The organism is Mycobacterium sp. ENV421, assembly GCF_002887815.1.
In the GTDB taxonomy this organism is placed as follows: Bacteria; Actinomycetota; Actinomycetes; order Mycobacteriales; family Mycobacteriaceae; genus Mycobacterium.
The window spans coordinates 99,987-122,288 of sequence record NZ_PDHO01000005.1; the positions used below are offsets into that span (position 1 = coordinate 99,987).

General features: G+C 67.4%; 16 protein-coding genes. 11 read left to right on the forward strand and 5 right to left on the reverse strand.

Annotated features, from left to right (window positions below):
• Positions 1 to 2: 2 nt before the first annotated feature.
• On the forward strand, positions 3 to 1,421 hold the full coding sequence (locus CRM90_RS08620; RefSeq protein ID WP_233209226.1) for an MFS transporter: 1,419 nt from the start codon (positions 3 to 5) through the stop codon (positions 1,419 to 1,421).
• Here CRM90_RS08620 and CRM90_RS08625 read toward each other — a convergent pair.
• Together CRM90_RS08625 and CRM90_RS08630 are read right to left on the reverse strand one after the other, a co-directional pair.
• Complete coding sequence (locus tag CRM90_RS08625; protein WP_102806583.1) at positions 1,418 to 2,101, reverse strand: potassium channel family protein; 684 nt, start codon at positions 2,099 to 2,101, stop codon at positions 1,418 to 1,420. The two genes, CRM90_RS08620 and CRM90_RS08625, sit on opposite strands and share 4 nt — an antisense overlap.
• Positions 2,101 to 2,778, reverse strand: a complete 678-nt coding sequence (locus CRM90_RS08630; protein WP_102806584.1) for a potassium channel family protein — start codon at positions 2,776 to 2,778, stop codon at positions 2,101 to 2,103. Before CRM90_RS08630 ends, CRM90_RS08625 begins: the two co-directional genes overlap by 1 nt.
• 87 nt (positions 2,779 to 2,865) lie before the next feature.
• Between CRM90_RS08630 and CRM90_RS08635 the strand changes: the two genes are divergently transcribed.
• The 4 genes from CRM90_RS08635 to dxs all read left to right on the forward strand — a co-directional run bounded on the left by CRM90_RS08635 (position 2,866) and on the right by dxs (position 9,419).
• Positions 2,866 to 4,860, forward strand: coding sequence for an APC family permease (locus CRM90_RS08635; protein WP_102806585.1), 1,995 nt, complete (start codon positions 2,866 to 2,868; stop codon positions 4,858 to 4,860).
• 7 nt (positions 4,861 to 4,867) lie between these two features.
• Positions 4,868 to 6,064 carry a class I SAM-dependent RNA methyltransferase gene (locus tag CRM90_RS08640; RefSeq protein WP_102806586.1) on the forward strand — a complete coding sequence of 399 codons (1,197 nt, stop codon included), beginning with the start codon at positions 4,868 to 4,870 and terminating at the stop codon, positions 6,062 to 6,064.
• An 87-nt stretch (positions 6,065 to 6,151) separates the two neighbouring features.
• On the forward strand, positions 6,152 to 7,474 hold the full coding sequence (gene nhaA, locus CRM90_RS08645; RefSeq protein ID WP_102806587.1) for a Na+/H+ antiporter NhaA: 1,323 nt from the start codon (positions 6,152 to 6,154) through the stop codon (positions 7,472 to 7,474).
• 28 nt (positions 7,475 to 7,502) lie between these two features.
• The gene (dxs, locus tag CRM90_RS08650) at positions 7,503 to 9,419 is read left to right on the forward strand and encodes a 1-deoxy-D-xylulose-5-phosphate synthase (protein WP_102806588.1); all 1,917 of its coding nucleotides are present in this window, start codon (positions 7,503 to 7,505) and stop codon (positions 9,417 to 9,419) included.
• Position 9,420: 1 nt separating this feature from the next.
• Here dxs and CRM90_RS08655 read toward each other — a convergent pair whose 3' ends face one another.
• Complete coding sequence (locus tag CRM90_RS08655) at positions 9,421 to 10,701, reverse strand: ribonuclease D (RefSeq protein ID WP_102806589.1); 1,281 nt, start codon at positions 10,699 to 10,701, stop codon at positions 9,421 to 9,423.
• Position 10,702: 1 nt separating this feature from the next.
• Positions 10,703 to 11,284 carry a DUF3000 domain-containing protein gene (locus tag CRM90_RS08660; RefSeq protein WP_036338522.1) on the reverse strand — a complete coding sequence of 194 codons (582 nt, stop codon included), beginning with the start codon at positions 11,282 to 11,284 and terminating at the stop codon, positions 10,703 to 10,705.
• Positions 11,285 to 11,437: 153 nt separating this feature from the next.
• On the opposite strand from CRM90_RS08660, the gene hemE reads away from it, so the two are divergent.
• The 6 genes from hemE (at position 11,438) to CRM90_RS08690 (ending at position 21,927) form a co-directional block, all read left to right on the forward strand.
• Positions 11,438 to 12,487 carry a uroporphyrinogen decarboxylase gene (gene hemE / locus CRM90_RS08665; protein WP_102806754.1) on the forward strand — a complete coding sequence of 350 codons (1,050 nt, stop codon included), beginning with the start codon at positions 11,438 to 11,440 and terminating at the stop codon, positions 12,485 to 12,487.
• A 40-nt stretch (positions 12,488 to 12,527) separates the two neighbouring features.
• Entirely contained in the window at positions 12,528 to 13,877 is a 1,350-nt protein-coding gene (locus CRM90_RS08670; RefSeq protein ID WP_102806590.1) for a protoporphyrinogen oxidase, read from the forward strand.
• Positions 13,878 to 13,905: 28 nt separating this feature from the next.
• Positions 13,906 to 14,610: a hydrogen peroxide-dependent heme synthase gene (hemQ, locus tag CRM90_RS08675; protein WP_102806591.1), complete on the forward strand. Its 705-nt coding sequence runs from the start codon at positions 13,906 to 13,908 to the stop codon at positions 14,608 to 14,610.
• Between the two features lie 127 nt (positions 14,611 to 14,737).
• A complete protein-coding gene (locus CRM90_RS08680; RefSeq protein ID WP_158248998.1) occupies positions 14,738 to 17,113 on the forward strand; it encodes a putative bifunctional diguanylate cyclase/phosphodiesterase in 2,376 nt (791 codons plus the stop codon).
• A 56-nt stretch (positions 17,114 to 17,169) separates the two neighbouring features.
• Complete coding sequence (locus CRM90_RS08685; protein ID WP_233209227.1) at positions 17,170 to 19,497, forward strand: putative bifunctional diguanylate cyclase/phosphodiesterase; 2,328 nt, start codon at positions 17,170 to 17,172, stop codon at positions 19,495 to 19,497.
• A 141-nt stretch (positions 19,498 to 19,638) separates the two neighbouring features.
• Positions 19,639 to 21,927 (forward strand): putative bifunctional diguanylate cyclase/phosphodiesterase, encoded by a 2,289-nt coding sequence (locus CRM90_RS08690; RefSeq protein WP_158248999.1) that lies wholly within the window; start codon positions 19,639 to 19,641, stop codon positions 21,925 to 21,927.
• Here CRM90_RS08690 and msrB read toward each other — a convergent pair.
• The gene (gene msrB / locus CRM90_RS08695) at positions 21,887 to 22,297 is read right to left on the reverse strand and encodes a peptide-methionine (R)-S-oxide reductase MsrB (RefSeq protein WP_199189836.1); all 411 of its coding nucleotides are present in this window, start codon (positions 22,295 to 22,297) and stop codon (positions 21,887 to 21,889) included. The two genes, CRM90_RS08690 and msrB, sit on opposite strands and share 41 nt — an antisense overlap.
• Positions 22,298 to 22,302: the final 5 nt, after the last annotated feature.

Genomic DNA, 22,302 nt, shown 5'->3' on the forward strand with positions numbered 1-22,302 from the left:
TGGTGGCGCGCGACGACCGTCTGCTCGTCGCGGTCGCGGTACTCGCGTCCTTCGTCGCGTTTCTCGACGGTTCGGTGGTCAATCTGGCCCTGCCGGCCATCAGTGCCGAACTCGGCGGCGGCCTGGTCATCCAGCAATGGGTTGTCGACGGATACCTGCTGACGTTGGGCGCGCTGATTCTGCTCGCCGGCGCGATCTCCGACACCTTCGGGCGGCTGACGGTTCTGCGTGCCGGACTGGTCGTGTTCGGCGTCGCCTCAGTGCTGTGCGCGGCCGCACCCAGTGGACTGGTGCTGGTCATCGGCCGCTGCGTCCAGGGACTGGGTGCCGCATTTCTGGTCCCCAGCTCACTGGCCATGCTCAACGCCCGGTTCACCGGCGCCGAACAGTCCCGCGCGATCGGCATCTGGACGGCGTGGACCGGCACCGCATTCGTCGTCGGGCCGCTGCTGGGCGGTGTGCTCGTCGACACCCTGGGCTGGCGGTGGGTGTTCGCCGTCAACGTGGTCCCGCTGGCGGTCACGCTGATCCTCACCGGCAAGCTGACCGATCAGACACCCCGGACGGGTGCACGTATCGACGCCGTCGGCGCGGTCCTCACCGCAGTCGGGTTGAGTGCCACGGTCTTCGCGATGATCGAGCAGCAGCGGCTGGGCTGGCACGATCCGAGCATCGTCACCGCGCTGATCGTCGGGCCGGCCAGCCTGATCGCATTCGGCTGGTGGGAACGGCGCGCGCGCCACCCGATGCTGCCGCCCGCGGTCTTCTCGGCACGCAACTTCACCGTCGGCAACCTGGCCACGGTGTTCCTCTACGCGGGCATCTCGCTGGGCCAGCTGCTGGTGGCGTTGTTCCTGCAGGAGGTCGGAGGACTGTCGCCGGCGCAGGCCGGCCTGGCGACGCTGCCGGTGCCGGTCCTGTCGTTCCTGTTGGCGGCCCGGTTCGGTGAGCTCGCCGGCCGCTACGGCCCGCGCCGCTTCATGGCGGTCGGCCCGCTGATCGCCGCGGCGGGATTCGGATGGATGGCGACCTGCGCGGGCAACGTGTGGTTGCAGACGCTGCCGGGCATGGCGCTGTTCGGGATCGGGCTCTCGGTCGCCGTGTCCCCGTTGACCGCCGCGGTACTGGCCGCCGTCCCGACGTCGCAGAGCGGCATCGGCTCGGCGATCAACAATGCGGTCGCCCGGGTGGCGGGCCTGATCGCGATCGCGTTCACCGCGGTCATCGTCGGGGGCGCAATGACTTTCGACGGCTTTCGGCAGGGTGTACTGACCGCAGCGGTGCTGCTGGTGATCGCGGGCATCGTCTCGGCGGTGGGAATCCGCGACGAGGTGTCTGCGTTGTCCGCCGGGTCGTCGGCCGCCGCCGCGGCGTGCCACGACCGGGACGGGCCGCCGCCGGCGGGGGTGTACCGGGACTAGCCGGTCGAGGCCGACAGCACGGTCTTGCGCAGCTCGTCTTCCACTTCCGGGGCAGCCACGAACAGCAACTCGTCGCCACCCTCCAGCGGCTCGTCGGCCTCCGGCACGATCACCCGCGGTCCGCGCAGAATCGTCACCAGCGTGGCGTCCCGCGGCAGGATCAGCTTGCGAACCGGCCGCCCACCCCACGGGGTGTCGTCGGGCAGGGTGATCTCGACGAGGTTGGCGTGCCCTTGGCGGAACTGCATGAGCCGCACCAGGTCGCCGACCGCGACGGCCTCCTCCACCAGCGAGGCCAGCATCCGCGGCGTCGACACCGCCACGTCGACGCCCCACGAGCTGTCGAAGAGCCACTCGTTGCGCGGATCGTTGACCCGGGCCACGACGCGGGAGACCGCGAACTCTGTCTTGGCCAACAGGGACAGCACCACGTTCGCCTTGTCGTCACCGGTGGCGGCGACGACGACGTCGAACTCCTGCAGGTGCACCGACTCCAGCAGGCTGATCTCGCAGGCGTCGCCGAGGCGCCAGTGCGCGGCTGGGATGGCGTCGACATCGAGATGCTCGGCATTGCGCTCGATGAGCGTCACGTCGTGCTCGCTTTCGAGCAGTTCGCGGGCAATCGACCGGCCGACGGCACCCGCCCCGGCGATCGCCACTTTGAGCCGTTTGTCGCCCATCAGTGCCCCTCTCCGACGTCAGGGCCGGGTGGCAGCGCGGCGATGGCCAGCGCTTCGGCGGCGCGCCCGGACACCGCCGCGATGTACACCTGATCGCCGGCCTGCAGCACGGTCTTGGGCTCGGGCAGGATGCCGGTACCGAACCGGACCACGAACGCGACTCGCGCGCCGGTCGCCTCCTCCAGCGAGGTCAGCCGGTGACCCACCCAGCCTTCGTGCAGCACCACTTCGGCGACGGCCATCGTGCCGGTCGGATCACGCCATTTGGTGGTCTCGGTGTCGCGCACCAGCGCACCCAGCAGTCGGTCGGTGGTCCACGGCACGGTGGCCACCGTCGGGATGCCCAACCGTTCGTAGACCGCGGCGCGTTTGGCGTCGTAGATACGCGCGACGACGCGCTGCACACCGAACGTCTCGCGGGCGACCCGCGCGGAGATGATGTTGGAGTTGTCGCCGGAGGACACCGCGGCGAACGCATCGGCGTTCTGGATTCCCGAGCGCAGCAGGACTTCTCGGTCGAAGCCCATGCCCAGCACCCGCTCGCCGGAGAAGTCGGGGGACAGCCGGTGGAAGGCCGTCGGGTCCCGGTCGATGATCGCCACATCATGGCCGATCCGGGACAGCGCGTCGGCCAGCGAGGCGCCGACGCGGCCGCATCCCATCACCACTACCCGCACCTGGTGTCCTCTCGACTTTGCCGTGCGCCGACTCGACCGTATGGGGAACGCTACAGCCAAATCGGCGAAGGCCTACTCTTGGCACTCGTGTCTAAGCTTTCGACCGCCGCACGTCGGCTGGTCCTGGGGCAGCCGTTCCGCAGCGACAAGCTGAGTCACACGCTGCTGCCCAAGCGCATTGCCTTGCCGGTGTTCGCCTCCGACGCCATGTCATCGGTGGCCTACGCGCCCGAGGAAATCTTTCTGGTGCTCTCGGTGGCGGGCCTGTCCGCCTACGCGATGGCGCCATGGATCGGGCTGGCTGTCGCGCTCGTGATGCTCGTGGTGGTCGCCTCCTACCGCCAGAACGTGCACGCCTACCCGTCCGGCGGCGGCGACTACGAGGTGGTGACCACCAACCTCGGACCGACCGCGGGCCTGACGGTGGCCAGCGCCCTTCTGGTCGACTATGTGCTGACCGTCGCGGTGTCGATGGCGTCGGCGATGTCGAACATCGGATCGGCAATCCCGTTCGTCGACACCCACAAGGTGTGGTTCGCGGTGGCGGCCATCGTGCTGCTCGCCTCGATCAACCTGCGCGGGATTCGCGAATCGGGCACCGCATTCGCGATTCCTACCTACGCGTTCATGTTCGGCATGTACATCATGCTCGGCTGGGGCTTGTTCCAGATCTACGTGCTCGACATCCCGCTGCGCGCCGAGTCGGCCGGCTTCGAGGTGCACAACGAGCACGGCAAGGTGCTCGGCTTCGCCCTGGTGTTCCTGGTTGCGCGCGCGTTCTCGTCCGGTTGCGCCGCGCTGACCGGTGTCGAGGCGATCAGCAACGGTGTGCCCGCATTCCGGAAGCCCAAGTCGCGCAATGCGGCCACGACACTGGCGATGCTCGGCCTGATCGCCATCTCGCTCTTCATGGGCATCATCCTGCTGGCCAAGGCGACCGGGGTGAAGGTGGCTGATGATCCCGCCACCCAGCTGGTCGGCGCGCCGCAGAACTATCAGCAGAAGACCCTGGTCGCCCAGCTGGCCGACGCGGTGTTCCACGACTTCCCGATCGGCCTGTTCCTGATCACCGGTGTCACCGCCCTGATCCTGGTGTTGGCGGCCAATACCGCCTTCAACGGGTTCCCGGTGCTGGGTTCGATCCTGGCTCAGGACCGTTACCTGCCCCGCCAGCTGCACACTCGCGGTGACCGGCTGGCGTTCTCGAACGGCATCGTGTTCCTGGCGTTGGCCGCAATCGCCTTCGTGGTGGCCTTCCGGGCCGAGGTGACCGCGCTCATCCAGCTCTACATCGTCGGCGTGTTCGTGTCGTTCACGCTCAGCCAGATCGGCATGGTCCGGCACTGGACGCGCCACCTGCGCACCGAGACCGATCCGCGCGTCCGCCGGCACATGATGCGCTCGCGGGTGATCAACACGATCGGCTTCGTCGCCACCGGCGCCGTGCTGATCGTGGTTCTGGTCACCAAGTTCGTCGCCGGCGCGTGGATCGCAATCCTGGCCATGTCAAGCCTTTTCATTCTGATGAAGGCGATCCACAAGCATTACGACACCGTGGCCCGCGAGCTTGCCGAGCAGGAAGCCGAGCAGGGCGACGTGGTGCTGCCCAGCCGTAACCACGCCGTCGTGCTGGTCTCCAAGCTGCACATGCCGACGTTGCGCGCACTGTCCTACGCCAGGGCCACCCGGCCCGATGTGCTCGAGGCCATCACCGTCAACGTCGACGATTCCGAGACCCGCCAGCTGGTCCACAAGTGGGAAGACAGCGACATCACCGTCCCGCTGAAAGTCGTTGCCTCCCCGTATCGAGAGGTCACCCGTCCGGTACTCGACTATGTCAAGCGGATCAGCAAGGAAGCGCCGCGCACGGTGGTGACGGTCTTCATCCCGGAGTATGTGGTCGGCCACTGGTGGGAACAGGTGCTGCACAACCAGAGCGCGTTGCGGCTCAAGGGCCGACTGCTGTTCATGCCGAACGTGATGGTGACTTCGGTTCCGTGGCAACTCAATTCGTCGGAGCGCGTGCACGAGTTGCAGTCGCAGAACGCTCCCGGCGACGTACGACGGGGTTTCTTGGAGTGAATCGATAGTGAGTCAGGGGGACACGGTCGAGCTGGAACTGACCACCGGCGCGGCCGCCAACGGGGGTAGCTGCGTGGCACGCCACGACGGCCGGGTGGTGTTCGTGCGGTACGCCCTGCCGGATGAAGTGGTGCGGGCCCGGGTGACCGGCGACCGCGGATCGTATTGGCACGCAGAGGCAATCGAGGTTCTCCAGCCGTCACCGGACCGGGTGGAGTCACAGTGCCGGATCGCCGGCGTCGGCGGGGCCGGCTGCTGCGATCTGGCATTCGCCACGCCGGAGGCGGCCCGTGTGCTCAAGGGGCAGGTGGTGGCCAATCAGCTGGCCCGCCTCGGTGATTTCCATTGGGATGGGGTTGCCGAGCCGCTCGGTGACGGCGCTGCGCGTGGCTGGCGCACCCGGGTGCGGCTGGACACCACCGATGCGGGCCGGGTGGGGTTCCATCGTTATCACAGTTCGGAACTCGTCACCGATCTGGACTGCGCGCAGCTGCCGCCCGGCATGCTCGACGGGCTTGCGGACGTGACGTGGGCGCCGGGGGCTCATGTGCACGTGGCCGTCGACGACGACGGTCACCGGCACGTCGTGCAGTCCGGGCCGCGGTCGGGCCGCAAGGTCTCGACCCGTGTGGTCGAGGGCAATTACGAAGCGGTGCAACGGGTCGGCGACCGGGTCTGGCGGATACCGGTGACGGCGTTCTGGCAGGCGCACCGCGACGCCGCCCGGGTGTACAGCGGCCTGATCGGTCAGTGGGCGCAGCTGGACATCGGGATGACGGCGTGGGATCTGTACGGCGGCTCGGGCGTTTTCGCGGCCGCGCTCGCCGAAGGCGTCGGCGACTCCGGGCAGGTGGTCACGGTCGACACGTCGCGGGGCTCGTCGCGGGCGGCGCATGCGGCGCTGGCCGACCTCACCTGCGTATCGGTGATCACCGACTCGGTCCGGCGGGCGCTGAGCGCACAGCCACGTCGCGCCGACGTGGCGGTGCTGGATCCGCCGCGAGCCGGTGCCGGCCGGGAGGTCATCGAACAGCTGGCGACCGCCGAAGTCCCGCGGGTGATCCATATCGGTTGTGAGGCAGCATCATTCGCGCGCGACATCGGGCTCTACCGCAAGCAGGGCTACGACGTCGAGGAGTTGCGGGTGTTCGACTCGTTCCCGCTCACCCATCACGTCGAGTGCGTCGCGATACTCACCCGCTGACGTCTGGCGGCTAGACTCCTGCGCAGGTGTGCCGGGAAGTCTGGTCGGCGTGAGCTTTTCCTTGCCTGTTGATGTCTTAGGAGACTGGTGGCCGACCGCACGCCGAATATCGCCCGCGCCCTGTTCGCCCGCGGATCGTGGTCGGAGACATCTCGCGTCAGCGCGATCCTGCGCAAGGAGACCGTCGGTGGCGCGCTGCTGCTGGTGGCTGCGGCGATTGCCCTCATCTGGGCGAACTCACCGTGGTCGGCGGCCTATCACCAGCTTCGGCAGTTTCACGTCGGCACCGACCGGCTGGGCCTGCACCTTGATCTGACCCTGGGCGGCTGGGCGGCCGACGGGTTGTTGGCGATCTTCTTCTTCGTCGTCGGGCTCGAACTCAAACGCGAGTTCGTCGCCGGTGATCTCCGCGATCCTGGTCGCGCCGCGCTGCCGATCGCCGCCGCGGTGGGCGGCATGGTGGTGCCGGCAGTGATCTTCGTCTCCTTCACGTTCGACGAAGGTGGCGGCGCGGCGCGCGGTTGGGCCATCCCGACGGCGACCGACATCGCGTTCGCGGTCGCGGTGCTGGCCGTGCTGTCCACCCACCTTCCGGGTGCGCTGCGCACGTTCCTGCTCACCCTGGCCGTCGTCGACGACCTGCTGGCGATCACGGTGATCGCGGTGTTCTACTCCGAGAAGATCAATCTCACCGCGCTGCTGATCGCACTGATCCCGTTGGCGCTGTTCACTGTGCTGGTACAACGCCGAATTCGGTCGTGGTGGCTGCTGATCCCACTGGCCGCGCTCACCTGGGCCTTCGTTCACGAGTCCGGGGTGCATGCGACGGTTGCGGGGGTGCTGCTCGGTTTCGCGGTGCCCGTCCTGCGTAGCGAGGCGGCCGGCGGTCCGGAGGCCGGCCCCGGGCTGGCCGAGCATTTCGAGCACCGAATGCGTCCGGTGTCGGCGGGTTTCGCGGTGCCGGTGTTCGCGTTTTTCGCCGCCGGTGTCACCTTCGGCGGCTATGACGGTTTGATAACGGCGCTGTCGGATCCGATCGCAATGGGTATCGTCGCCGGGCTGGTGGTCGGCAAGACGGTCGGGGTGTTCGGGACCACGTGGGTGCTGGCCGCAGTGACCCGCGCCCGGCTCGACTCGGCTTTGCGCTGGGTCGACGTGTTCGGCATGTCGATGCTGGCCGGAATCGGGTTCACGGTGTCGCTGCTGATCGGCGAATTGGCCTACGATCCGGGCTCCGAACGCCAGGATGTGGTCAAGGTCGCAGTGCTGGTAGGAAGTTTGCTGGCCGCTCTGCTCGCCTCGATCGTGCTGCGCCTGCGCAACCGGCACTATCGGCTGGTGTGGGAGCTGGAGAACCGGGATCTCGACCACGACGGTGTACCCGACGTCTACGAGTCTGGACAGGACTGATCTCTACGACGGTGCGTAGACTGGCCAAATGCTTGAACAGGTTCGCGGCCCCGCAGATCTGCAACACCTGTCCCAGGCGCAGCTGACCGATCTGGCTGCCGAGATTCGCCAGTTCTTGATCCACAAGGTCGCTGCCACGGGCGGCCACCTCGGGCCCAATCTCGGTGTTGTCGAGCTGACCCTCGCGCTGCACCGGGTCTTCGACTCTCCGCACGATCCGATCCTCTTCGACACCGGCCATCAGGCGTATGTGCACAAGATGCTGACCGGCCGGGCCGCCGAGTTCGACACGCTGCGCAAGAAGGACGGGCTGTCGGGTTATCCCGCGCGGGCCGAGAGTGAGCACGACTGGGTGGAATCCAGCCATGCATCGGCCGCCCTGTCCTACGCCGACGGCCTCGCGAAAGCCTTCGAGTTGACCGGGCATCGCAACCGGCATGTCGTGGCCGTGGTGGGCGACGGTGCGCTGACCGGCGGCATGTGCTGGGAAGCCCTGAACAACATCGCCGCCGCCAAACGGCCGGTGATCATCGTCGTCAACGACAACGGACGGTCCTACGCGCCGACCATCGGCGGGCTCGCCGACCATCTCGCCGGGCTGCGGCTGCAGCCGGGCTATGAGCGGGTACTGGAACGCGGCCGGATCGCCGTGCGCGGGATGCCCCTCATCGGCGAGGCCTGCTACCAGGCCATGCACAGCGTGAAGGCCGGCATCAAGGACGCGCTGTCACCGCAGGTGATGTTCACCGACCTCGGCCTGAAGTACGTCGGCCCGATCGACGGCCACGACGAGCATGCTGTCGAGACCGCGCTGCGCCACGCACGCGGCTTCAAGGCCCCGGTGATCGTGCACGTGGTCACCCGCAAGGGGATGGGGTACGCACCGGCCGAGAACGACGAGGCCGAGCAGATGCACTCCTGCGGCGTCATCGACCCCGACACCGGGCTGGCGACGAAGTCAGCCGCGCCCGGCTGGACGTCGGTGTTCTCCGATGCACTGATCTCGTATGCCGCCAAGCGGCGCGACATCGTGGCGATCACCGCGGCGATGCCCGGACCGACCGGGCTCTCGGCGTTCGGTGAACGCTTTCCGGACCGGCTTTTCGACGTCGGCATCGCCGAGCAGCACGCGATGACGTCGGCGGCCGGATTGGCGATGGGCGGCCTGCATCCGGTGGTGGCGATCTACTCGACGTTCCTCAATCGCGCGTTCGACCAGATGATGATGGACGTCGCGCTGCACAAGCTGCCGGTCACGATCGTGCTGGACCGCGCTGGGATCACCGGGAACGACGGCGCCAGCCACAACGGCATGTGGGATTTGTCGATCCTGGGCATCGTTCCGGGGATGCGGGTGGCCGCGCCGCGCGACGGCGCCCGCCTGCGGGAAGAACTCGGCGAGGCACTCGAGGTCGACGACGGCCCTACCGCCATCAGATTCCCCAAAGGTGAAGTGGGCGAAGATATTCCGGCACTCGAGCGGGTGGCGGGTATGGACCTCCTGGCTCGCCCGGCTGACGGCCTGAGTCAGGACGTCCTGCTCCTGGCAGTGGGTTCGTTCGCGCCGATGGCGCTGAAAGTCGCACAGCGACTGCGCAATCAGGGAATCGGGGTGACGGTGGTCGACCCGCGCTGGGTGCTCCCGGTGCCGGACGGGATTGCGCCGCTTGCCACCTCGCACAAGCTGGTGGTGACGATGGAGGACAGCGGTGTGCACGGTGGCATCGGCTCCACCGTCTCGGCTGCCCTGCGCGCCGCAGCCATCGACGTGCCGTGCCGCGATCTCGGTGTGCCGCAACAGTTCATCGACCACGCCGGCCGTGGTGAGGTGCTCGAGGAGATCGGTCTGACCGAGCAGAACATCGCCCGTCAGGTGACCGGGTGGGTCGCCGCACTCGGAACGGTCGACGACACGGTCAGCGATTCCGCCGAAAAGACGAACTGACTCACGCCTCTTCGGCGGCAGCAGAACTCAGCGCCTCGGCGAGCACCGGGACCACGAGAGAGCGTTGCCACTGCCTGGCCCCGCCGTCGCGCAGGACGGTATCGATGGCCGCGCTGACATCGCCGGCGTCCTGCCAATCCCAGCACAGTCTGCGGACGAGTTCCGGGGACACCAGATTCTCGGTGGGGACCCGCACCCGTTCGGACAACTCGGACAGGCGCGCCCGGGCGGCGTCGAGCCGGGCCGCTGCCTCCGGTTTGCGTTTGGCCCAGCGCACCGCCGGCGGCGGCCCGTTCTGCGGTTCGGCGCTGTCCGGCGGGTCGGGGTTGGTGCGGGCGGACTCCAGCGCCGCGAGCCAGACGTGGGCGCTGCGGCGCTGTTTGTGGCCGCCGAAGATCGGCAGTTTGGTCAGTTCCTCGACGGTCTTGGGGTCGGCGACGGCGGCGGCGATGATCGCCGAGTCCGGCAGGATCCGACCCGGAGCGATGTCGCGGCGGCGGGCGATCTGATCGCGCACCGTCCACAGTTCGCGCACCGCTGCCAGGGCCTGGCGGTTGCGGACCTTGTGCAGACCTGAGGTGCGCCGCCACCGGTCACGTCGGGTCGGGCTGGGCTCCGAGCGTCGAAGGTGCTCGAATTCTTCGGCAGCCCAAGCGGATTTATCCTGCTCGGTGAGCACCTCGTGGATCGCGTCGCGCAGAGCGATCAGCACTTCGACGTCCAGCGCGGCGTAGTTCAGCCACTCGTCGGGCAGCGGACGTTTGGACCAATCCGCCGCGCCGTGCCCCTTGGCGAGCCCGAGTCCCAGCAGGCGTTGCACCATCGCCGCCAGGTTGACCCGCTCGAAACCGGCCAGCCGGCCGGCCAACTCGGTGTCGTAGAGCGCGGGCGGGCGCATCCCCACCTCGGCCAGGCAGGGCAGGTCCTGATCGGCCGCGTGCAGGATCCATTCGTCGTCGGCCAGCACCTCGGCCACCGGCCGCAGCACATCGATCGGACTGCTGCCGTGATTGACCGGGTCGATCAGGACGGTGCCGGCGCCGGTGCGGCGAATCTGGATCAAGTAGGCGCGGTTGGAGTACCGGAAACCCGATGCGCGCTCGGCGTCGACGGCGAACGGCCCGGTGCCCTTCGCCAGCTGGTCGGCGGCTCGGGCGATCGAGTCGGCGCTGATCGACAGCGGCGGCACTCCCTCGGCGGGGCTGAGCAGGGGAGTCGCCTCGGGGGCGTCCTCGGCTGCGGCATCGGCCGCCGCGGTCGCGGCGTCATCGTCTGGTGTCATGTCAGGCGCGGGAGCGGGAACCTAGGTCCGTCACTCCCACCGGCGGCAGACCCGCGGCGTGTTCGAGGACCTCGCAGAATGCCTGGACATGTGTGTCGAGCGCCATGGTGGTGGCCGTCCACGATGCGCGCATCTCGAGCTGGTGGGCGCGGGGCGGACCGGAGATGTCGCCGTAGCGCACCGAGGTGGTGGCCGTGACGGTGCCGCCGAGCGCGGTGACGTGTTCGGAGCGGCTTTCCAGCGCGTCGACGAGCCAACTCCACGCCACCTCGGGCAGCAGCGGGTCGACAGCCTCGCTGGAGTCCAGGTCGGCCTGGATGTAGGCGACCAGTCGCATCGTGCCGTCCCAGGCTTCGGAGCCGTCGGGATCGTGCAGCAGGATCAGCCGGCCGAATGCATCGCCGTCGGAGGTTTCCGGGACGATCTCGGTGTCGGGGTGTTTGACCTCGGCGCCCAGCGCATAGCTGTACGGCGCGAGACGTTGAGGTGGTCGGATCGGACCGAGTTCGATCTCCGCCCGCACCTGAGCGGTGTTCATCGCCGCCACCGCCTCGCGGAAAAGCGCGGGTTCCGCAGTGGTCACGTCGATTGACGCTAGCCCTATCGTCGGGGCCGGGCGGGCAGGCGCGCCGATTTGGTGCCGTTCCGGCGGGCAGGAGCGGAGCGACCCGGGGGAGGACTCCGGCGGCTGAGGGCTCGTCAGCCGGGCTGACCGGCCCGTGGCAGCATGGACGCGATGAGTACCCGTCGCCAGCTGCCCGAGGCGCCCTATCTGGCCGCCGCCACTGGCCGCAAACCCAGCCGCATCCCGGTCTGGTTCATGCGCCAGGCCGGCCGATCGCTGCCCGAGTACCGCGAACTGCGCGCCAAGAACACGATGATGCAGGCCTGTTTCGACCCGGCCCTGATCAGCGAGATCACCCTGCAGCCGGTGCGCAGGCACGGGGTGGACGCGGCGATTCTGTTCTCCGACATCGTGGTGCCGATGCGCGCTGCCGGCATCGGTCTGGACATCGTTCCCGACGTCGGCCCGGTGATCGACAACCCGGTACGGACCGCCGCCGATGTCGGCGCGCTGAAAGGTCTTGAGCTGCAGCGCGTCAGCGCGGTCTCGGACGCGGTGAGCATGCTGGTGGGTGAACTCGGTGAGGTACCGCTGATCGGCTTCGCCGGCGCCCCGTTCACGTTGGCGTCCTATCTGGTCGAGGGCGGGCCCAGCAAGCTGCACGAGCGGACCAAGGCGATGATGTTCGCCGACCCCTCGACATGGCATGCGTTGATGGGGCTGTTGACCGACCTCACGATCGCCTTCCTGAAGGTGCAGCTCGACGCCGGCGTGGACGCCATCCAGGTGTTCGACTCGTGGGCGGGCACGCTGTCGCTGGCCGACTACCGCACCCACGTGCTGCCGCACAGCTCGCGGGTATTCGCCGCGCTGGCCGACTATCGGGTGCCGATGACGCATTTCGGGGTGGGCACCGCCGAACTGCTGGGCGCGATGGGTGAGGCCGGCGCGACGGTCGTCGGTGTCGACTGGCGCACCTCGCTGGCCGACGCCGCCCTGCGGGTGGGGCCGAAGCTGGCGCTGCAGGGCAACCTGGATCCGGTCGTGCTGCTGGCCGGCTGGCCGGTCGTCGAGCCGGCAGCGCGAGCGGTGGTCGACGACGGCAGGCTGGCGGTCGACGCCGGCGCGGCGGGGCACATCTTCAACCTGGGCCACGGCGTACTGCCGCCCACCGATCCCGGCATCCTGACCGATCTTGTCGCGCTGGTGCACTCGTTGTGACAGAGCTCGGAGGGCAGGAGCGCAGCGACCGGAGAATGCTGTGAGGTATTGCGTTGTCGGGGGCGGCATTTCGGGTTTGGTCGCTGCCTATCGGCTACGCACGCTGGCCGGCGCGGACGCCGACATCACGGTATTCGACCCGGCTGACCGTCTCGGTGGCATCCTGCGCACCGAACGGATCGCCGGTCAGCCGATGGACATCGGCGCCGAGGCGTACGTGGTGCGGCGCCCCGAGGTGCCGGCACTGCTGACCGAGCTCGGCCTGGCCGGTCGCCAGATCAGCACCACCGGGGTGCGTCCCACCATCTACAGCCAGGGCCGCCTGCATCCGTTGCCTGCCGACACCGTCAACGGCATCCCGACCTCTGCCGCGTCGATGACCGGCCTGGTCGACGATGCGACGATCGCGAAAATCGCCGCCGAGCCCGCCCGGCCACTGCGTTGGCAGCCGGGCTCCGACCCGGCGGTCGGCGCCGTGGTCGCCGACCGATTCGGCGACCAGGTCGTTGCGCGCTCGGTCGACCCGATGCTGTCCGGCGTCTATTCCGGTTCGGCGGCCACCATCGGTATCCGCTCCGCGGTGCCGACGGTGGCCGCCGCTCTTGACGCCGGCGCCCCCAGCCTCACCGACGCCGGCCGCCGCGCACTGCCGGGCAGCACACAGGGCCCGGTGTTCGGCGCCATCGACGGCGGCTACCAGGTGTTGCTCGACGCGCTGGTGCAGTGCAGCAGGCTGAACTGGGTGCAGACGTCGATACAGCACATTGCGCGCGACGGGACCGGCTGGAGCCTGCGCGATGACGACGGCCGACAGTTGGGTGCCGACGGGGTGATCGTCGCGGTGCCGGCCCCGCGGCTCGCGCCGCTGATGGCCGACGTGGCCCCCGCCGCCGGCGTGGCGGCAGCCCGGATCCCGGTCGCCTCGGCGGCGGTGCTGGCACTGGCCGTCCCTGGTGGGACACCCCTGCCCGCGCAGTCCGGTGTCCTGGTCGCCACCGGAGAACGCTTGCACGCCAAGGCGATCACGCTGTCGACCCGCAAGTGGGGATCACGCGGCAACGCCGAGTTGTTGCGGTTGTCGTTCGGGCGTTTCGGTGACGATCTGGCGCGCGCGACGTCGGACACCGAACTGCAGAGCTGGGCGCTGGCCGATGTGTCGACGGTGTTCGGGATCTCGGTCGATCCGATCGATGTGCGGGTGCACCGCTGGCTGGACGCGATGCCGCAATATTCGCCGGGGCATCGCGAGCTGGCCGCGGGACTGCGCGCCGGGTTGCCGCCCACCCTGGCGATCGCGGGCAACTATCTCGACGGCATCGGGGTGCCGGCCTGTGTCGGCGTGGCCGGCCGTGCGGCGGAGGCTGTGGTGGCCGCCACCATCCGCCGATAGGCGAACCACCGCGTGGCACGATGGGTGCATGGCCAAACTGGACTTCGACGAGCTCAACGCCACGATCCGTTACGTCATGTTCTCGACCTTCGCGGCGGAACCGGGCGAGCTGGGCTTCGACGAAGAGGCCCGCGCCGCTGTCGCCGACGAGACGGCGACCTTCCTCAAACAGCAGGAGGACAACGGGGTCGTGGTGCGCGGCATCTACGACGTGGCGGGGCTGCGTGCCGACGCCGACTTCATGTTCTGGACGCACGCCGAGCGCATCGAGTCCCTGCAGGCGACCTATAACGACTTCCGCCGCACCACAACCCTGGGCCGGGCCGTCACCCCGGTGTGGAGCGCCGTCGCCCTGCACCGGCCCGCGGAATTCAACAAGAGCCACATACCGGCATTTTTGGCCGGTGAGGAGCCGGGCAATTACGTCTGCGTCTACCCCTTCGTGCGTTCGCTGGACTGGTATCTGCTGCCCGGTGAGGACCGCCGCAAGATGCTGGCCGACCACGGCATGGCCGCCCGCAGTTACAAGGACGTGCGCGCCAATACCGTTCCTGCCTTCGCGCTCGGCGATTACGAATGGATTCTGGCGTTCGAAGCTCCTGAGCTGTACCGCATTGTCGACCTGATGCGCGACTTGCGCGCCACCGAAGCCCGTCGGCATGTGCGCGAGGAAGTCCCGTTCTTCACCGGTCCGCGGATCGGCGTTGAGGAATTGGTCGCCAAACTGCCCTAGCAAACGAGCCCGCGTACTGCCCGCTCAGGGGGCTGAAGTTCGCTACGATTGCGTGACCGTGAGTTCTGCACGGCCGACACGATCGGGGGCCCGCGTGAGAGGGCTGAGGGCGAAGCAGACGATTGCCTTGAGCATCTGTTTCGTGGTGTGTGTCATCGCGTTGGCCGTCGTGGGACGGCTGAGCGGGTTGGGCATGTCGCTGGCGTCTGTTGCCGACAACACGATGACCTCCCTGGCGGCCGTCGCGATGGTGGCCGCGATCATCACCGCGCGGACGTGTCGTGGCCGGGTGCGAATCGCCTGGGCCGCCATGGCAATAGGGCTCGGTTCGTTCACCCTCGGTGCGGTTATGTGGCTCGTCTACCGACTCGTCGATGTGGAGGACCCGTACCCGTCGGTGGCCGACGCCGCCTACTTGGCGTTGCCGATAGCCACCGCGATCGCGTTGTTGTTGCTGTCCTCGGGTTTCAGTCGTACCTCGCGGACGCGGTTGGTCCTCGATGCGCTCGTGGTCGCCGGATCCTTCGCGATCGTCGGGTGGGTCGCCGTGCTGGGTCAGGTCTGGAAGTCCGCGCCCGACGACCGGTTGAAAGTGGCGGTGTCGGCCGGTTACCCGGTGCTGGATGCGGCAGTCCTCACCATCGGCTTTTTGGTGGTGGCCCGTGCGCACGGTGGTCAGCGCCGGACCCTGGCGCTGCTGACGGCGGGCATGGCGGGTATCGCGATCTCCGACGGCGCATTCGTCTACCTCAGCGCAACCCAACAGCCGACCGATACGGCGCTGCTGTACCTCGGTTGGCTGATCGGGCTGGTCCTGTTCATCGGGGCGGCCGTGACCGGACACGGGTTCGCTCACCGGGAATTGATTGCTGCACAGCCTGTTTCGTGGACATCGGTCTGGTTGCCCTTTGTGCCGGTAATACTGGCCAGTGCGGCGGTGTTCACCCAATCGCCAGCAGACCTCAAGGCGGGGCCCATACCGGTGATCGGGCTCATGCTGTTGCTCGCGTTCAGCGCTCGCCAGCTGCTGGTGATGAGCGAGAACCGCAGCTTGCTGGCGACGGTCGCAGACCAGGCCCTGCGTGACCCGCTCACCGGCGTCGGCAACCGTATCGTCTTCCGGGACCGACTGAGTCACGCGATGCAGATACGCCAGCGCGACGGACTCTCGATCGGGGTTCTCGTCATGGATCTCGACGATTTCAAGGTCGTCAACGACACCCTGGGCCACCCGGTCGGTGACGAACTGCTGAGCCTGGTCGCCGAACGCATCGTCGCCAGCGTGCGGGCCGGTGACACGGTGGCGCGCCTCGGCGGTGACGAGTTCGCGGTGTTGATCGAGGGCCGGGTGGACAAGTCGCAACTGGTCGCCCATCGGGTCGTCGAGGCCTTCGACGAGCCGTTCATCGTCGACGGACAGGATTTGCTGATCCGGCCCAGCATCGGGCTGGCGGTCGCCGAACGGAACGAACCCGATCTTCTGCCCAAGGATCTGCTCAAGCGGGCCGACATCGCGATGTACTCGGCGAAGCGGTCCCGCACCGGCGGCGTGCACCCGTTCAACGCGGAAATGCTGCTGGCTGAGACATCCGACGGCGACGTGTTCGCCAGCGGGCCGATGCCGGCATCCCGCAGCGGCGCCAGCACCGTCCGGTTGCTCGGCGAGCTGCGTCAGGCCATCGATCAATTCGAGCTGACGCTGGTGTACCAGCCGAAGTTCGATTTGAATACCGCGTCGATTATGGGGGTGGAGGCCCTGGTGCGCTGGCCGCACCCCAAGCGTGGCCTGCTCTCGCCCGATGAGTTTCTTCCACTGGTCCGCCGCTATGGGCTGATGGGATCGATCACGGATCTGGTGGTGAACCAGGCGCTCGATGATGTCGTGTGCTGGCGCGAAGACTCCCTCGAGGTTCCGATCGCGGTCAACATGTTCGCACCGTCAATGGCTGATTTACGCTTGCCCGGCAAGTTCGCCAGGGCGCTGTCCGATCGCGACTTGAGTCCGTCGCAGTTGACCGTCGAGATCACCGAGGACCTGTTCCTCGATCACATGGAACGCACCAAGACGGTGTTGAATCAGTTGCAGGAGTTCGGGATTCGAATCGCAATTGACGATTTCGGCAGCGGTTATTCGGCGTTGTCCTATATGCGCGACCTCACCGTCGACGAAGTCAAGCTCGACCGCAACTTCATCGCGCCGATCCCTGCCGATCAACGGGCATCCGCAGTGGTGCGGGCAGTCATCAACCTGGCCAATGAACTCGGCCTCACCACGGTCGCCGAAGGAATCGAGACCGCCACCACTGCCGAGTGGTTGCGTGAACACGGCTGCAGCATCGGCCAGGGCTACTACTTCAGTCCGCCACTGACGGCCGACAAGCTGCGCGACATCCTGAAGAAGTGTGACCGCGACGCCACCTGCCGGGCTTCGGGTTGTTCACTGCGATACGGCAGCTGCCACTGGTCAGAGTCCGATGTGCCCCACATCGAGCTGATGCGGTAGGTATGCTGGCGCCGGCCGTCATATGGTGCCGGCGGCACACGGGGGAGGGTGCCACGATGCCCAAAGCTTCTCGCGTCGCGGTCGGGGCCGTTGTGGTGTTTGTCGTGTTCGTCGTGGTCATCCTGAGCGGCTGGCTACATGGCCCGACATTGACCGTCGTCGACGATTTCGCGCTTCTGGCGCTGGCGATCCCGGCGGTCACGTTCTCCGCCCTGGCGGCGCGGTCGCTGTGGGGACGTCGGCGGTTGGCGTGGGCATCGATGACTGTCGGCTTGCTGGGATGGACTGTGGGCGAGGCGATCTGGACCTTCTACGAGGTCCATCTGCATCAGCCGCCATTCCCGTCGATCGCCGATGTGGCGTTCCTGGTGATGCCGGTGGGCGCCTGTGCCGCCCTGCTGCTGCTTCCCGCTGAGGACACCAGCCAGTCGCGAGCTCGGTTGTTCCTCGACGGTGTGATCATGGCCGGCTCGCTGTTCCTGGTGAGTTGGGTGACGATTCTGCAGCCGCTCTATCAGTCCTACACGTCGGACCAGCTCGGCTTCGTCATCTCGTTGGCATATCCGTTGTCCGACATCATCATCCTCACGGTGGCCGGCGTGGCGCTGGTCAGGTCGAGCGGCCAGCACCGGTTGTCATTGACCCTGCTGACGGCTGGCTTGACCTGTTTCGCGTTGGCGGACAGCGGTTTTGCGTATCTCTCGGCGACGGGCTCCTACAGTTCTGGCAGCGTCATCGACATCGGCTGGGCGGCGGGCCTGCTGTTCATCAGCGTTGCGGCGTCCGCGGCCCATGAAAGTAAACGCAAGCGGCGCAACTCGTTCGTACTGCCGGGCTGGGCATCGGTGTGGCTGCCGTACACGCCTTTGTTGGTCGCCGGGGTGGTGGCCGCGGCGCAACCGGTCCCGGATCTGAAATCTCGGCCGGTGTTGATCGTGGCAAGCATTCTGGTGGTGACCGTTCTGGGCCGTCAGTTCCTCGCAGTGAAGGAGAATCGTATGCTGGTGGCCACGGTCGCCGACCAGGCGCTGCACGACCCACTCACCGGGCTGGCCAATCGCGCGTTGTTCAGCTACCGCCTCGGCCACGCGATGCACCTCCATGAGCGGGAAGGTCTTTCGCTCGCGGTCCTGGCCGTGGACCTCAACGAGTTCAAGCTCGTCAACGACCACCTCGGCCATCTGGTGGGTGACGACCTGCTGGTGGGCGTCGCGCAGCGGCTGCGTCGCTGCGTCCGGCCGGGTGACACGGTGGCCCGGCTCGGTGGCGACGAGTTCTCGATCCTCGTCGAGGGGGGCAACGACGTCGCAGAGCTGGTCGGCAACCGGGTCGTCGAGGCCTTCGAGGAGCCGTTCGTCCTCAGCGGCCACGAGCTGTTGATGCGCCCGAGTGTCGGACTCGCACTTGCTGAGTCGGACGAGCCGGATCTGACCGCCGACGAGTTGCTGCACCGGGCTGACACCGCGATGTACTCCGCCAAGCGGTCACGAGCTCGGGTGGTGCAGACCTACTCCCCGGAGATGCAGTTGCTGACCGAAGCGGACGACGAGAGGCTGTTCGGTCCGGCGGCCCCGTCTTCCGGACTGGGGGCAGCCGGGGCGATCCAGTTGCTGGGCAGACTCCGGGTAGCGATCGACGAGGCGGCACTCACGCTGGTCTATCAGCCGAAGTTCGATCTGAAGACCGGGCTGATCGTCGGGGTCGAGGCCCTTCTGCGCTGGCCGCAGCCAGACGGCTCCGTATTGGCGCCCGAGGCGTTCCTGCCGCTGGTGCGACGGCACGGGCTCATGGGGTCGGTCACCCAGATGGTCATCGGCCAGGCCCTTGACGACGCAGTGGTCTGGCATCGGGCCGGCGCCGATATTCCGGTGGCGGTCAATCTGTTCGCGCCGTCGATGGCGAACGTCGGCCTGCCTGCCACGATCGCCAAGGCACTTGCCGATCACCACTTGCCGCCGTCGGCCTTGGCGGTGGAGATCACCGAAGAACTCTTCCTGGACAGCACCGAGCGGACCCGTCTTGTCTTGAATGAATTGCGGCGCAGTGGAATTCGGATAGCCATCGATGACTTCGGCAGTGGATACTCGGCGCTGTCTTACTTGCGGGATCTGCCGATCGACGAAGTGAAGTTGGACCGCAGCTTCATTGCACCGATTTCGGCCGACGAACGCGCCGCGGCGGTGGTGCGTGCGGTCGTCGACCTTGCCCATGTGCTGGACCTGTCGGTGGTGGTGGAGGGTGTCGAGGACGCCGAAACCGCGGCGATGGTGAAGGCTTGTGGCTGTGACGTCGGGCAGGGCTTCTACTACAGCCCGCCACTGTCGCCGGAGGGATTGCTGGCGGCGGCGAAGCCGTGGCTGCGCGTGGCTCATCCGATGTCCTGAGGTTCGTTGCCCAAAGTGACGGCCATGGTTTGCTACCGTAAGTCCTGAATTCATCCGATCCTTCGCGACGCTGGGGGCATGTTGGTCGGGGTGCACGGAATTGCCAGGCCGCCCCTTGTCCTGAGCCTTGGTGTAAGCATCGTGGCTCTTGTTGCCCTGGGGCTCTGGCGATTTCCGAGCCCTTCGGCCGTCACTGCTCTCAAACTGGCGCTGACATTCACCGCCGTGGTGGCTACCGCCGCCGCGGTCCGAACGGCGAGCTCGACGGCCGAGCATGTCCGTGCGGCATGGTGGGCGCTGGCAGCGGGCCTCGGTGCGTTTGCCCTCGGAATGGGCATGCGAACCTGGGTGGCGTTGTCCGGTCGCAACATCGCGTTCTTCGCCGGTGCGGACATGGTGCGGGTGGTGCTGCCCGCCGGAGCGTGCGCTGCTCTGCTGTTGTTGGTGCCGACCAGCCTGAGCAGGATGTCGCGTCTGCGGTTTCTGCTCGACGGTGTCGTGGTCGCGAGCTCGCTCGTGCTGATGGTGTGGGCCGGGGCGCTCGACGACATTCACCGCAGTCGCATCGCGGAATCCATACCCCTCACCGCGTCGATGGCCTACCCGATGCTCGACGCGGTGACGATGACGGTTGCCTTGTTGGTATTGCTGGCCGCGCAACCTGATCAGCGCCTGACGATAGGCCTGGTTGCGCTGGCGAGCCTCGTCCTGGCCCTCTCCAACGATGCCATCGTGTATCTCTTTGCAGCGCAGAAGGCTTCACAGATTCCGGTGGTCATGGTCGGCTGGCTCGGCGCCTTGATGCTGTACATCGCAGCAGCCGTCTCGGGAAGGTCGCGCACCTACGGCCACGCTGCCCAGGCCACGTTGCCGTCGCGGGCTGCGGTGTTCCTGCCGTTCGTCCCGGTGGCCGCGGCGGCGGTGGTGATGATGTTCACCGAAGTCTCGAAACCGGTGCTGCGAGGACCGTTGATGGTTGCGGGAGCGTTATTGATTGCGGCGTTTCTGGCCAGGCAGCTGATCGTGGTGGGCGAGAACCGAAGTTTGTTCGCGGCAGTCTCGCAGCAGGCGCTTCGGGATCCGCTGACAGGTCTGGCAAACCGCGCTGTCTTCCACGACCGGGTCTCTCACGCGATGCAGTTGAGCCAGCGCGACGGAGTATCGGTGGGCATCATGGTGCTCGACGTCGACGAATTCAAGATGGTCAACGACACGTTCGGCCATCACGCCGGCGACGAACTACTCAACCTCGTGGGCTTGCGGATCCTCACCGTCGTCCGGACCGGTGACACCGTGGCCCGCGTCGGCGGTGATGAGTTCGCGGTTCTCATCGAGGGCCGCGAGGACCATTCACACGTCATCGCCCACCGAGTCGCCGAGTCGTTCGACCTCCCGTTTGCCGTGGACGGGCAGGAGCTGATGGTCCGGGCCAGCGTCGGCCTTGCGGTAGCTGACAACGATGATCCGGAAGTCAGTGCAGCGGAGCTGCTGAAGCGGTCGGACATTGCGCTGGACGCGGCCAAGACGTCCCGCGTCGCGGGAGTGCACACGTTCACCGCCGAGATGGAGGCCGACTTCTTCGCCGCCGGCGTCGCGCCGCCTGTACCGCGAAGCGACGCCACCGGCGCCCGTGGCTCTGCGGTCCGGCTGCTCGGTGAGCTGCGGCGAGCGATCGACCAGGGTCAGCTCACTTTGGTCTATCAGCCCAAGCTTGACCTCCGCACGTCCGACATCGTTGCGGCGGAGGCGTTGGTGCGCTGGCCGCATCCCGAGCGCGGGGTGCTCAGTCCTGACGCGTTCCTGCCACTGGTTCGTCGGCATGGGCTGATGGGAGCCGTCACCGACCATGTGGTGAGGCGAGCCCTTGACGACGCTCGGGTCTGGCACGATGCGGGGTTCGCCATTCCGGTCGCGGTGAACGTGTCCGCGCCGTCGCTGGGCACCACCCGGCTGGCCACAACCGTGTCAGATGCGCTGCGAGAGCGTGGACTTGCCGCGTCCGCTCTGATCGTCGAGATCACCGAGGATGTGGTGTTGGAGGGCCTGGAGCACGCCACCCGCGTCTTGCGCGACCTTCGCGCCAAGGGGGTCCAGATCGCCGTCGACGACTTCGGCACTGGCTACTCGGCACTGTCGTATCTACGCGATCTGCCCATCGATCATGTCAAACTGGACCGTCGCTTCATCGCGCCGATCACGTCGGATCCCCGTGCGGGAGTGGTCGTTCGGGCGGTGATCAACCTCGCTCACGAACTGGGACTGGCCACCGTCGCGGAAGGGATCGAGGACGCCGAAACGCTGGCGCAGTTACGCGAATACGGGTGCGATGTCGGGCAGGGCTATTACTTCAGTCCGCCGGTGCCGTTCGAACGGCTGCTCGCGATGCTCGCTAAGCCTCCGTGGGCACCAGTGTCAGCGAAATCGAGTTGATGCAGTAGCGCTGGTCGGTCGGGGTCGGGTAGCCCTCACCGCTGAACACGTGACCGAGGTGGCTGTGGCAGTTCGCGCACAGGACTTCCACCCGGTGCATACCGAGGGTGTCGTCCGGACGCAGGATGACGGCTTCGGAATGCGACGGGTCGAAGAACGACGGCCAGCCGCAGTGCGATTCGAATTTCTCGGTGCTGCGGAACAATTCGGTGCCGCAGGCCCGGCAGGCGTAGATACCTTCGGTCTTGGTGTCGGTGTACTCGCCGGTGAACGGACGCTCGGTGCCGGCCTCGCGGAGCACGGCGTATTCAGCCGGGTTCAGCCGCTTGCGCCACTCGTCGTCGGTCAGTTCCAGCTTCGGGGCGGGAATGGAAC